10 protein-coding genes are annotated in these 11,977 nt (G+C 59.6%); 5 read left to right on the forward strand and 5 right to left on the reverse strand.

All coding sequences use genetic code 11. From position 1 onward, the window contains the following. Nucleotides 1–3 precede the first annotated feature (3 nt). The gene (locus CKW38_RS16955; protein WP_095113327.1) at nucleotides 4–981 is read left to right on the forward strand and encodes a D-glycerate dehydrogenase; all 978 of its coding nucleotides are present in this window, start codon (nucleotides 4–6) and stop codon (nucleotides 979–981) included. A 143-nt stretch (nucleotides 982–1,124) separates the two neighbouring features. Here the strand turns inward: CKW38_RS16955 and CKW38_RS16960 are convergent, their stop codons facing one another. Then, complete coding sequence (locus tag CKW38_RS16960; RefSeq protein ID WP_095113328.1) at nucleotides 1,125–2,312, reverse strand: pyridoxal phosphate-dependent aminotransferase; 1,188 nt, start codon at nucleotides 2,310–2,312, stop codon at nucleotides 1,125–1,127. A gap of 232 nt (nucleotides 2,313–2,544) precedes the next feature. Here CKW38_RS16960 and CKW38_RS16965 point away from each other — a divergent pair, with 232 nt between their 5' ends. Continuing rightward, nucleotides 2,545–3,276: a hypothetical protein gene (locus CKW38_RS16965; protein WP_095113329.1), complete on the forward strand. Its 732-nt coding sequence runs from the start codon at nucleotides 2,545–2,547 to the stop codon at nucleotides 3,274–3,276. 69 nt (nucleotides 3,277–3,345) lie between these two features. On the opposite strand, the gene CKW38_RS16970 is transcribed toward CKW38_RS16965, so the two are convergent. The 3 genes from CKW38_RS16970 to CKW38_RS16980 form a co-directional block, all read right to left on the reverse strand. Further along, the gene (locus tag CKW38_RS16970; protein WP_095113330.1) at nucleotides 3,346–4,971 is read right to left on the reverse strand and encodes a methyl-accepting chemotaxis protein; all 1,626 of its coding nucleotides are present in this window, start codon (nucleotides 4,969–4,971) and stop codon (nucleotides 3,346–3,348) included. Between the two features lie 290 nt (nucleotides 4,972–5,261). Continuing rightward, the gene (locus CKW38_RS16975; protein ID WP_095113331.1) at nucleotides 5,262–6,401 is read right to left on the reverse strand and encodes a glycerate kinase; all 1,140 of its coding nucleotides are present in this window, start codon (nucleotides 6,399–6,401) and stop codon (nucleotides 5,262–5,264) included. A 246-nt stretch (nucleotides 6,402–6,647) separates the two neighbouring features. Further along, entirely contained in the window at nucleotides 6,648–7,769 is a 1,122-nt protein-coding gene (locus tag CKW38_RS16980) for a sugar diacid recognition domain-containing protein (protein ID WP_095113332.1), read from the reverse strand. 171 nt (nucleotides 7,770–7,940) lie between these two features. Between CKW38_RS16980 and CKW38_RS16985 the strand changes: the two genes are divergently transcribed. Next, nucleotides 7,941–9,251: an MFS transporter gene (locus CKW38_RS16985; RefSeq protein WP_095113333.1), complete on the forward strand. Its 1,311-nt coding sequence runs from the start codon at nucleotides 7,941–7,943 to the stop codon at nucleotides 9,249–9,251. A 252-nt stretch (nucleotides 9,252–9,503) separates the two neighbouring features. Here the strand turns inward: CKW38_RS16985 and CKW38_RS16990 are convergent, their stop codons facing one another. Then, on the reverse strand, nucleotides 9,504–9,872 hold the full coding sequence (locus CKW38_RS16990) for a hypothetical protein (protein WP_095113334.1): 369 nt from the start codon (nucleotides 9,870–9,872) through the stop codon (nucleotides 9,504–9,506). A gap of 94 nt (nucleotides 9,873–9,966) precedes the next feature. Between CKW38_RS16990 and CKW38_RS16995 the strand changes: the two genes are divergently transcribed. Both CKW38_RS16995 and CKW38_RS17000 read left to right on the forward strand, forming a co-directional pair. After that, nucleotides 9,967–10,866 carry a LysR family transcriptional regulator gene (locus tag CKW38_RS16995; protein ID WP_095113335.1) on the forward strand — a complete coding sequence of 300 codons (900 nt, stop codon included), beginning with the start codon at nucleotides 9,967–9,969 and terminating at the stop codon, nucleotides 10,864–10,866. A 68-nt stretch (nucleotides 10,867–10,934) separates the two neighbouring features. Then, complete coding sequence (locus CKW38_RS17000) at nucleotides 10,935–11,948, forward strand: aldo/keto reductase (RefSeq protein ID WP_095113336.1); 1,014 nt, start codon at nucleotides 10,935–10,937, stop codon at nucleotides 11,946–11,948. Nucleotides 11,949–11,977: the final 29 nt, after the last annotated feature.

Consider the following 11,977-nt stretch of genomic DNA (forward strand, 5'->3'; position numbering starts at 1 on the left):
GCCATGAAAAAACAGGTCGTGTTGTACAAGAAACTTTCGCCCGCGCTGATGGCGCGTCTGCAAGAGCAGTGCGAAGTGACGCTGATCGACAGCCTCGACGCCGACGGTCTCATGCAACTGCGCGACGCCCTGCCCCGCGCCCACGGTTTGCTCGGCGCCAGCCTGAAACTTGATGCGGCGTTATTGGATCTGGCGCCGCAACTGCAAGCCATCGCCAGCGTCTCGGTGGGCGTCGACAACTACGACATCGATTACCTGACCCGGCGCAAGATCCTCCTGAGCAACACCCCGGACGTGCTTACCGAAACCACCGCCGACACCGGTTTCGCGCTGATCCTCGCGGCTGCCCGGCGTGTGGTGGAACTGGCGAACATGGTGCGCAGCGGCCAATGGAGCCGCAACATCGGCCCGGCGCATTTCGGCACCGATGTACATGGCAAGACGCTGGGGATTATCGGCATGGGCCGCATCGGCGAGGCGTTGGCCCAGCGTGGGCATTTCGGTTTCGGCATGCCGGTGATCTATCACAGCCAGTCGCGCAAACCGGCGGTCGAGGCGCGATTTGATGCGCAATACCGCAGCCTCGAAGATCTGCTCCAGCAAGCCGATTTCATTTGCCTGACCTTGCCGTTGACGGCGCAGACCGAAGGCTTGATCGGCGCCGAGCAGTTCGCACTGATGCGCCCGGAAAGCATCTTTATCAATATCTCGCGGGGCAAGGTGGTCGATGAGGCGGCGATGATTGAGGCGCTGCGTCATCAACGGATTCGTGCAGCGGGGCTGGATGTGTTTGAGCGTGAGCCGCTGAACCATGATTCGCCGCTGTTGCAACTGAATAATGTGGTGGCGACACCGCACATGGGCTCGGCGACGCATGAGACGCGCGAAGCGATGGCGCGCTGTGCGGTGGAGAATCTGTTGGCGGCGTTGAAGGGAGAGAAGCCGGCGAATCTGGTGAATCCATCGGCCTGGCAGGGCTGAGACCTTCAGTGCCTGTTCTGGCCCAATCGCTGGCAAGCCAGCTCCCACAGGGTTCTCGAGCGGACACAAATATCATGTCCACCTCAAATCACTGTGGGAGCTGGCTTGCCAGCGATGGGGCCAGTGCAGGCAAGACAAAACCATCAGGCACTACGCGCCTGTAAAAGCTGCGCCGCACACAACGCAATCCGCGCACAGGCATCCGCCAGTTTCACCCGATCCAGCACCAGCCCGATGCGAATATGCCCCGCCGCACTCGGCCCGAACGCTTCCCCGGCCAGCACCGACACGCCATAACCCTCCAGCAACCGCTCGGCAAACGCCTGGGCGCCCAGCCCGGTCTGACGCACATCAACCATCACAAACATGCCGCCATCCGGGCGAATCGGGTACAACCCCGGACAACCCTGCAAACGTTCGCAGACCAGATCCCGGCGCAGGCGATATTCCGCGCGCATTTGCGTCACTTCCGGCAGGTCTGACTGCAACGCAATCTCTGCGGCCTTCTGCACAAAGTCCGGCAGGCCGAACAGCATGCTCAGCGACAAATTGACTAAATGCTCGGCCAGCGATGTCGGCCCGATCATCCAGCCGATGCGCCAGCCGGTCATGGCGTGGGATTTCGACAGGCTGTTGATTGTCGCCGTGCGCTCGGCCATGCCCGGCAAACTCGCCGGGCTGACGTGCTGACCTTCATAGAGCAGTTCGCTGTAGACCTCGTCGCTGATCAGCCACAAGTCATGCCGCACGCAGAGCGCCGCCAGTTCCTGCCAGATCAGCAGTGACAGGCTCGCGCCGCTGGGATTGTTCGGACTGTTGAGCAGCATGGCGCGGGTTTTCGGCGTGATCCGCGCAGCGACATCGGCCGGGTCGACGCGAAAGCCGTTTTCCGGGCGCACCGGCACCGGCACCACTGTCGCGCCGCAAGCGCCAAACACGCCTTCGTAGGTGACGTACATCGGTTCGGCGACAATCACTTCATCGCCTGGATCCAGCAGACATTGCGCCACTGAATACACCGCGCATTGCGCGCCAGGCATGACGATCACATGGTCGGCATCCACCGCTTGCCCGCTGCGCCGACGATGGCGTTCGGCAATCAGCGTGCGCAGCGCCAAACGGCCACGTACTTCGGAATAATGGGTATCGCCGGCCAACAAACTGTCGATCGCGCCGTGAACAATTGGCAGAGGTGTATCGAAATCCGGATCGCCGATGCTCAGCAGCAGGATATCGACACCCTCGGCGCGCAACTCCAGCGCTCGGTCGTGAATCTGCCAGGCAGCGGCTCCCTCCCCGGCGATTCGTTGGGTCAAGGCTGAATAGCGCATGTACGTCTCCTGATGGCGCGGTCTCCAGCCTTCACCGTATCTCAAATCACGAAACGCGCCAGCCGTTTTGTCCGCAAGATGGATTTGAAGAAAAACTTCGTACTGTGCTCGATTTCCGGTCGGATGCCTACCTGTCAGAGTTGACAGTAGACCAACTTCAAGAACGCCCTCTTAATTAACCTGCGGAAACATTTGCAGGTCTTTCTTATCGAAACAACGGAGCGTTAAAACGATGACAAATCTTAATGAAGAAATTCACGAACTGGCCCCACCGGCAATCCCCGCCGCGTTAGTAAACTTCCCTGACAGTCAAATTAACTTGTTGCCATTGAGTGCGTTGGCAGCGCCCCTGCAATTATTGATTCAGAAATGGCCAGGTTCAGATAATCCACTAAACGTACCCGTAATATTGATACTGCTCTTAAACGGGGAGAGAGTGGCAAACTTTAATTTCGTGACGCCTATTGATCCAGCGCTTTTCCCATTTGCAGCCCATATCCCCGAGCACTACCTGCAAAAGGAAGGCGTACACCAGGTTTCATACATAGTGAATACAGCAGGGAATCCAGAGACGTCAGAGAGTACGCCTTTTACGATCGATGTAACAGCTCCAAACTACGGCAGTCCTGGAGAAATTGTACAGTTTCCGCAAGAGGTCATCAGTGACGGGATTACACAGAAGTATCTAGTCGAACACGGTGATGAAGTTTTGGTAACCATTCCCCGCTATCTGCAGCAACGAGCCTGCGACAGTATCGAATTTCACTATGGCTCACTTACGAATAGTCCTATCATCATTACAGCGGTGCATGACTCGAGCTCACCTACTGTTATCAAACTGAGTGGCGAAATTATCCGTGCATATGGCTCAGGCGATAAACTTGCTTTTTACAGGCTTGTAGATCGTGCAGGAAATAAAGGACCGTTCTCAGCTTACGAAAGTATTAAAGTAAACCTTTCTTGAAACAGCGATTTGTCAAAACGGGCTGAAGCAATAACCTGTTTCAGCCCACTTCAGACAATTCCGTATTTCTCAAATCACGAAACGCGCCACCATGGCGTTCAAATCCACCGCCAGACGCGACAGTTCGTGGGTCGCGGCGCTGGTCTGGTTGGCCCCGGCAGCCGATTGCGTGGCCAGATCGCGGATGTTGACCAGGTTGCGGTCGACCTCGCGCGACACTTGCGCCTGTTCTTCCGAGGCGCTGGCAATCACCAGGTTGCGCTCGTTGATTTGGTGGATTGATTGGGTGATCTGCTCCAGCGCCACGCCGGCCGCGCGGGCCATTTCCAGAGTGGTCTGGGTGCGCTGGTTGCTTTGCTGCATCGACGAAACCGCTTCGCCGGTACCGTTCTGAATGCCGGCGACCATTTTTTCAATCTCTTGGGTCGACTGCGCCGTGCGATGAGCCAGTGCGCGCACTTCGTCCGCCACCACTGCAAACCCCCGCCCGGCCTCACCGGCGCGGGCCGCTTCGATGGCCGCGTTGAGCGCCAGCAGGTTGGTCTGTTCGGCGATGGCGCGGATCACATCGAGCACTTTGCCGATGTCACGGCCCTGCGCGGCGAGACCTTCGATCATGTTCGCGGTGTTCTGCACGTCGTGGGTCATGGTCTGGATGGCGTCGACGGTTTTCACTACTTGATCGCGGCCTTCGCGGGCGGCGTGGGTCGACTGGTTCGAGGCTTCCGAGGTCGACACGGCGTTGCGCGCGACTTCCTCGACGGCGGCGGTCATCTCGTTGACGGCGGTGGCGGCTTGCTCGATTTCGTTGTTCTGCTGCTGCAGGCCACGGGAGGCTTCTTCAGTCACCGCGCTGAGTTCTTCGGCTGCGGCGCCCAGTTGCGTGGCGGAGCCGGCGATCTGCTCGATGGTTTTGCGCAGGTTGCTCTGCATGGTGGCCAGCGCCTGCAGCAACTGCGTCGCTTCGTCCTTGCCGTCGATTTCGATGACTTTGGTGAGGTTGCCGTCAGCAATGGTTTGCGCGGCCTGCACGGCGCGGTTCAGCGGCGTGACGATGCTGCGGGTCAGCAGCCAAGCCAGTAGCACCGTGGCAACGGCTGCGAAAACAGCGACGATAATGATGCCGGTGATGGCGCTGTCATAATATTGGCCGGCCTGAATCGAAGCGGTCTTTGCATCGGCGGCGTTCATCGCTATCAGCTTGTTGAGCTGTTCGCCCATCTGGTCGGTGCCGTCCTTGATCCGCGTGTTGATCAGGGTGCGCATCTCGTCGAGTTTGTCCTGGCGCGACAGCTCCATCATCTGGTTCTGCGCTTGCAGGTAGTTGTCCAGCGTGGTCGCAAAGGTCTGGTACAACGCCCGCTCTTCCGGGCCGGCCGGCAGTGCGGCGTAACTGGCCTGGGCGGCGCGAACCTTGTCGACCAGAACGCCGATGCGGGTCTGCGCTTCCTGCAACCCGGCCGCTTCGCGGTTGACCAGCACGCGGAACGACAGAATCCGCAGACGCAGGACGTTTTCTGTCACTACGGCAAGTTGCGTCACGCTGGGAAGTTGCGTCGAATCCATCTCGACGGACGCCTGACGGATGATCGACATGCGGTTGACGGCGAACACGCCGAGCACGATCACCAGCAAGGCGATAAAGGCAAAACCGAGGAAGGCACGGGGCGCGATATTCAGGTTACGCAGGGACATAGTTGAGCTCTCGAAAGATAGAAACTACGAGCGTCCATGCGTCATCACTGGCCCGAGGGGGGCGGGTCCAGTCCGGCGTCACTGTTTTAGGAAGTTATGTGCGCGCCTGTTAGCTGTATCGGCCAGGCTTTAGGAAGATTGCGGGTCAAGAGCAACTATTTTTCAGGGTGTTACAGCAATGAAACACAGTTGGTTGTTTTGTGTAGGAGCTGTCGAGTGGAACGAGGCTGCGATCTTTTGACGTTTAAAAGCAGTATCAAAAGATCACAGCCTTCGGCAGCTGATCAGGCTCAGCGGTCGATAGCGAGCTGCCAGACACGGGCGATGTCCGTCGCGCGTTCGCGCAACAGGCGCGGTGCTTCGGCGCAGGCCTGCTCCAGCGTCATCGGGCCGCTGGTCACGGCGAATGCTGCATCGATGCCGTGATCGTAGAGTTCTTGGTAACCCTCGCCCAACGTTCCGGCGATGACGATCACCGGCACGGCGTGCCGTTTGGCAATCCGCGCAACGCCGAACGGCGTCTTGCCACGCAAGGTCTGGGCATCGAAGCGCCCTTCCCCGGTGATCACCAGATCGGCACCTTTGACGGCTTCGGCGAGGCCGACCAGTTCGGCAACCACTTCCACCCCGGCTTGAAATTGCGCACTGAGGAAGGCCTTGGCCGCAAACCCCAAACCACCTGCCGCGCCGCTGCCCGGCTCATCACGAACGTCTTTGCCCAACGCTTGTGCGCACAGTTCGGCGAAGTGCCCCAAGGCCTGATCGAGTTGCTGCACTTGCGCCGGTGAGGCACCTTTCTGCGGGCCGAAAATCACGGAAGCTCCGTGCGGACCGCAGAGTGGGTTATTGACGTCCGCTGCGATATCGAAGCGCACGTGCGCCAGTCGCGGGTCAAGTTCGCTCAAATCGACACGCGCCAGTTGCGCCAAGGCCAAGCCGCCGGGTACCAACGTCTGTCCTTGCGCATCGAGCAACTTCACGCCCAACGCTTGCACCGCACCGGCGCCGCCGTCATTGGTCGCGCTGCCACCAATCGCCAGAATCACCCGTTGCGCGCCGGCATCCAGCGCTGCGCGAATCAGTTCGCCGGTACCGAAAGTGCTGCTGATGCAGGCATCGCGCTGCCCCAGCGGTACCAATTGCAAGCCGCTGGCCTCGGCCATTTCAATGATTGCGGTGTGGTTGTGCGGCAACCAGCCCCATGCAGCGTCGACGGCTGTGCCCAAAGGGCCGCGCACGCGGGTGCGGCGCAGCTCGCCTTCGCACGCGGCAAGGATCGATTCGACCGTGCCTTCGCCACCATCAGCCATTGGGCATTTGACCAAGGTCGCGTGCGGCCAGACCTGAGCAAGGCCGAGGGCAATGGCTTCGGCGACGCCTTGGGCACTGAGGCTGTCCTTGAACGAATCGGGGGCGATGACGATCTTCATGCGAATTCTCCGGTTGCAATGCCCCTCATGCTGCCAGTCTGCCTGAGCGTTGACGCCGGTCCGCTGCACAAGTGGCGGGGGCGTTTATTGTTCATTTTCACAAAGACAGGGAAAGTGGCGGTGAATGTTCGGCCGCCATCGCTGGCAAGCCAGCTCCCACAGGGATTGTCGGTGAACACAAATGTAGTGAACACCATCAACCCTTGTGGGAGCTGGCTTACCAGCGATGGCGGCCTCAAAATCACCTCATGCCGACAGATCTGTCTGGGGTAATAGCTGCACCCCAAGATACAGCGCCAACATCCCGTCCAGCCGCAACGGATCAACCCCACTCAGTTCAGCAATCCGCTCCATCCGATAACGCAAACTGTTGCGATGAATCCCCAACGCATCGGCACACGCCTGACTCTGACCATCGTGCTCGCACCAACTGCGCAGCGTCGCCAGCAACTGGCCGTTGCCGTCCTTGGCGATCACCTTGCGCAGCGGCTTGAGCAATTCGTCCAGCGCATCGTCATTGCGATGCCGCCACAACATCACCGGCAAGCGATAGCGGTTCAGCGTCAGCAATCGCGAGTGCGGCAACACTTCCCGGCCATAGGCGAGCAAATCACCAACCCGCCGATAACACCGACGTAACCCGGCCAGTCCATCGGCCTGCCCGCCCACGGCGATGCGCAGAATCTTCCAGCCGAGGCCGTCGAGTTTTTCCAGTAAGCGGTCGTGCTCGACGGTCTGATTCGCCGGGCGACACCACAGCAGCGATGACTTCGCCGAACTCACGCACCAGCTATCGGGATAACGCGACATCAGCCAGACACTCAACGCCTCGACGGTTTGCCCCGGCCCATGTTCAAGGCCCAGCTCGAACAGATACGGCACCCGCGTCAGTTGCGGTTTAAGCCCGAGTTGCTGCGCTTCATCGACCAGACGCGGCGAGTCACCCGCCTCGCTCAACAGCAGCGCGAGCAAATCATCACAACGCTGGCGCCGCCATTGCTGTTCGGCCTGCTGATTGCGCTGGCCGACGAGCATTTCGGCGGTCATGCGCACCAGTTCCGCATACGTGCGCAGTTGCTCCGGTTCGCCGGTAATGCCGAGCACGCCGATCAAGCGCTGATCGAGTAACAGCGGCAGGTTGATGCCCGGTTGTACGCCCTTCAAATGCACGGCCGTCTGCGCGTCGATCTCGACCACGCGACCATTGGCCAGCACCAGTTGCGCGCCTTCGTGACGGGTGTTGATGCGCTCCGGTTCGCCGCTGCCGAGGATCAGCCCCTGGCTGTCCATGACGTTGACGTTGTAGGGCAAAATGGCCATGGCCCGGTCGACGATGTCCTGGGCGAGGTCGTGATCGAGTTCGAACATAACGGCGGCAATCCTTAAATTTCGGCACTGGCAGTTGTTCACCCGCACAGGGTCTGGTGGCAAACCCTGTGCTCAGGCACAAAGACAATCCGGCCAAAGGTGACCGAGACTCTCGGGGCGATCAACGTTACCCTTTGCATCGCAAAAAATCATAATAAAGAGAGAGCCGCTATGTCGCACAGCGCCGCAGCTACCCAGACCATCGATGACGATAAAAACGCCGTCTACAAACGCATCACCCTGCGTTTGATCCCCTTCATTTTCATCTGCTACTTGTTCAACTACCTCGACCGGGTCAACGTTGGATTTGCCAAACTGCAGATGCTCGACGCGCTGAAATTCAGCGAAACCGTGTACGGCCTCGGGGCCGGTATCTTCTTTATCGGCTACGTGCTGTGTGGCGTGCCGAGCAATCTGGCGTTGACCAAATTCGGCCCACGGCGCTGGATCGCGGTAATGATGATCACTTGGGGCGCGCTGTCGACCTGCCTGTTGTTCGTCACCACCCCGACCGAGTTCTACACGCTGCGCCTGTTCACCGGTGCGGCCGAAGCCGGGTTCTTCCCGGGCGTCGTGTTGTACCTCTCGCAGTGGTTCCCGACCTTCCGCCGTGGCCGGATCATGGCGTTGTTCATGTCGGCGATCCCGGTTTCCGGATTGCTCGGTAGTCCGTTCTCTGGCTGGATTCTCAATCACTTCGCCGCAGGGCAAGGTGGTTTGGCGGGCTGGCAGTGGATGTTTCTGCTGCAAGGCATTCCTACCGTCATTCTCGGCGCCCTCGCCTATTTTCTCCTGAGCGACAGCTTCGCCAACGCCAAATGGCTGAGCCCGCATGAGCGCGCCGTGCTCGAAGCGGATCAGGCGGAAGATTTGGCGAACAAGCCGAAGACTACGTCCGACTCGCTGCTGGCGGTGTTCAAGAACCCGGCGATCTGGGCGTTTGGCCTGATCTATTTCTGCATCCAGAGTGGCGTGTACGCGATCAACTTCTGGCTGCCGTCGATCATCAAGAACCTCGGCTTCAGCGATAACCTGGTGATCGGCTGGCTGAGTGCGATTCCGTATTTGCTGGCGGCGGTGTTCATGCTGGTGGTCGGGCGTTCGGCAGACTTGCGCAAGGAGCGTCGCTGGCACTTGGTGGTGCCAATGCTGATGGGCGCGATCGGTCTGGTGATTGCGGTGAACTTCGCGGCTAACCCGGCGATTGCGATTCTCGGTCTGACCATTGCCACCATGGGTGCGCTGACTGGCCTGCCGATGTTCTGGCCGGTGCCGACGGCGATGTTGAGTGCGGGTGCTGCGGCCGGTGGGCTGGCGTTGATCAACTCGATGGGGCAGATGGCCGGGTTCCTCAGTCCGTATCTGGTGGGTTGGGTCAAGGACAGCACGGGGTCGACGGATGCGGCGTTGTATCTGCTGGCGGGGGTGATTGTTGGCGGGAGTTTGCTGGCGCTGCGCATGACGCGGACGTTGCGGGTTTGAGTTTTTGATGCAGAGTAGAACGGCCTTTTTCAGGGCCGTTTTTTATTGGGTGTCCGACTTGGGTTTTGTGGTGCTCTGGAGATCTTTTCCCCCTCACCCCAGCCCTCTCCCCCAAGGGGGCGAGGGGGAAAGGGAGCCGATTTTGGTGCTTTTCAAGACTTGAGTTCGACTCGCTATTGCACGTCGGCGCACCTAGTTCAAGCACCTCGGTCAGTCCCCTCTCCCTTCGGGCGGTCCGACGTTTCGGGAGGGTTAGGGTGAGGGCTGCGCTTTGGCGTCCAGCTCAATCACCAGACCACCCGGCATTTGCACAAAAATCTGCGCAATCCCATCGCCCGGTACCTGCGCCAATTGATACGGCAATCCACTCTCACGCACCCGCTGCAACACCGTTTCCGCCGGCTCATCAGTACGAAACGCGATGTGGCTCAATTCCGTGTCATCCGGCAACGGCCGCTCAATCACATGCACCACGGCATGTTCATCCTGATACAGCCAGCGCCCGGGAAACGGAAACGGCGGTCGCCGGCCCGGCTTGAGCCCGAGCAACTTGGCGAAATCGTCCTGCAAGCTCTGCCCGTCAGCGGTATTGAACGCCAGATGATCGAATGTCCAGCTCATGCGCCTCTCCTGCGATTATTGATTGCAGTATCCATCCTTGCCAATCACGAAAAAATCCCGCAAAAACGCAAAGATCTTTAAAGGATTTTTAGCAATGAGCTCGATTCTCGATCTGGAGATCTTCGTCCGTGTCGCCGATGCCGGCAGCATTTCCGCTGCCGCCCGCGCCTTGGCGCTGACCCCGGCCGCCGCCAGTATTGCGTTGAAGCGCCTGGAAACCCGCCTCGGTATCCGTTTGTTCGCACGCTCCACCCGCAGCATTCGTCTGACTGAAGAAGGCCGGCGTTATCTTGAAAGCGTGCGCCTGGCACTGGCGGCGCTGGCGGAGGGCGAACAGGCAATCAAGCAGCAAAACGAAGGCCTGAGCGGCGTGTTGCAACTGGCCGCACCGTCGGACTTCGGGCGCAACGTGTTGTTGCCGTGGCTCGACGATTTCAAGCTCGAACACCCGCATATTCGACTACAACTGCTGCTCAACGACCGCCACGCCGATCTGTTCCGCGAGACCGTCGATGTCGCCCTGCGTTTTGGCACGCCAAGCGATTCGACGCTGGTGGCGTTGCCAATTCTGCCGCAACACCGGCGCGTCGCTTGCGCCAGCCCTGACTATCTGGCGCGCCGTGGCACCCCGCAACATCCCAGCGAACTAAGCGAGCACAGCGCCCTGCTCTATCTACGCAATGGCCGCCCCTACAACAGCTGGCGTTTCAGCCTCGGCGATGAAACGCTGGAAGTCGAAGTCCACGGCGACTACCTCAGCGACGACGGCGAAGTCGCCCGCCGCTGGGCGCTGGCCGGGCATGGCATCGCGTACAAGGCTTGGCTCGACATTGCTGAAGATGTCCGCGCTGGGCGGTTAGTGACGTTGTTTGATGACTGGCACGGCGAAAGTGCGCCGTTCAATTTGCTCTGTCCGCATCGGGTGCAGGTGTCGGAACGGGTAAGGGTGTTGCAGGCGTTTCTGCAACAGCGCTGCGCAGCATTGAGCCAATAATTCACTTTGCCGCATCGCACGCTTCTGGTATTTGATTAACCCTTTCCCACCGACAAAAGGATTTCGGCATGAGCTTTCGCACACTCGGGCACTCGGGCTTGCAGGTGTCCACCCTCACCCTTGGCACGATGATGTTTGGCGAGCAGACCAGCGCTGAGGATTCGCTGCGTATCATCGACAAGGCCTGGGATCAGGGCATCAATTTCATCGACACCGCCGACGTCTACACCAACGGCCGTTCCGAAGAGATCGTCGGTGAAGCGATTGCCCGTCATCGGCATGAGTGGGTGCTGGCAACCAAGGTCGGTTTCGGCCCGGTGGACGGTGTGCCGAATCGCAGCGGTTTGAGCCGCAAACACATTTTCAATGGCATCGATGCCAGCCTGACCCGGCTCGGTACTGACTATCTCGACATCTATTACCTGCACCGCGAAGACCACAACACGCCGCTTGAAGTGAGCGTTTCGGCGATTGGCGATCTGATTCGTCAGGGCAAGATTCGTTATTGGGGCTTGTCGAACTATCGCGGCTGGCGGATTGCCGAGGTGATTCGCATCGCCGATAAACTCGGCGTGGACCGCCCGGTGATCAGCCAGCCGTTGTACAACATCGTCAACCGTCAGGCCGAGACCGAGCAGATCACCGCGGCGCAAACCTACGGCTTGGGTGTGGTGCCTTACAGTCCGCTGGCCCGTGGCGTGCTCAGCGGCAAATACGCGCCGGATGTGCAGCCGGACGCCAACAGCCGCGCCGGGCGTCAGGACAAACGCATTCTGGAAACCGAGTGGCGCGTGGAATCACTGCGCATTGCCCAGCAGATTCAGCAGTACACCGAACAGCGCGGCGTCGCGATGGTGGAGTTTGCGATTGCCTGGGTGTTGAACAACAGTGCCGTGACGTCGGCGATTGTCGGGCCGCGCACCGAAGCGCAATGGGATGCGTATACCAAGGCACAGACCGTGAAGATCACCGCAGCAGATGAGGCTTTCATCGATTCGCTGGTGACGCCGGGCCATGCATCGACGCCGGGATTCAACGATGTCAGTCATTTTGTGTCGGGGCGTAAACCGCATCTGGTTTAAGCGTTTTCCCTTGTCCAGCAACAGCCGAT

The organism is Pseudomonas sp. Irchel 3H7 (assembly GCF_900187605.1).
Classification (GTDB): domain Bacteria; phylum Pseudomonadota; class Gammaproteobacteria; order Pseudomonadales; family Pseudomonadaceae; genus Aquipseudomonas.

Coding starts and splice junctions, on each gene's coding strand:
- CKW38_RS16955 (WP_095113327.1), top strand. CDS start 4: ATGAAAAAACAGGTCGTGTTGTACAAGAAACTTTCGCCCGCGCTGATG.
- CKW38_RS16960 (WP_095113328.1), bottom strand. CDS start 2,312: ATGCGCTATTCAGCCTTGACCCAACGAATCGCCGGGGAGGGAGCCGCT.
- CKW38_RS16965 (WP_095113329.1), top strand. CDS start 2,545: ATGACAAATCTTAATGAAGAAATTCACGAACTGGCCCCACCGGCAATC.
- CKW38_RS16970 (WP_095113330.1), bottom strand. CDS start 4,971: ATGTCCCTGCGTAACCTGAATATCGCGCCCCGTGCCTTCCTCGGTTTT.
- CKW38_RS16975 (WP_095113331.1), bottom strand. CDS start 6,401: ATGAAGATCGTCATCGCCCCCGATTCGTTCAAGGACAGCCTCAGTGCC.
- CKW38_RS16980 (WP_095113332.1), bottom strand. CDS start 7,769: ATGTTCGAACTCGATCACGACCTCGCCCAGGACATCGTCGACCGGGCC.
- CKW38_RS16985 (WP_095113333.1), top strand. CDS start 7,941: ATGTCGCACAGCGCCGCAGCTACCCAGACCATCGATGACGATAAAAAC.
- CKW38_RS16990 (WP_095113334.1), bottom strand. CDS start 9,872: ATGAGCTGGACATTCGATCATCTGGCGTTCAATACCGCTGACGGGCAG.
- CKW38_RS16995 (WP_095113335.1), top strand. CDS start 9,967: ATGAGCTCGATTCTCGATCTGGAGATCTTCGTCCGTGTCGCCGATGCC.
- CKW38_RS17000 (WP_095113336.1), top strand. CDS start 10,935: ATGAGCTTTCGCACACTCGGGCACTCGGGCTTGCAGGTGTCCACCCTC.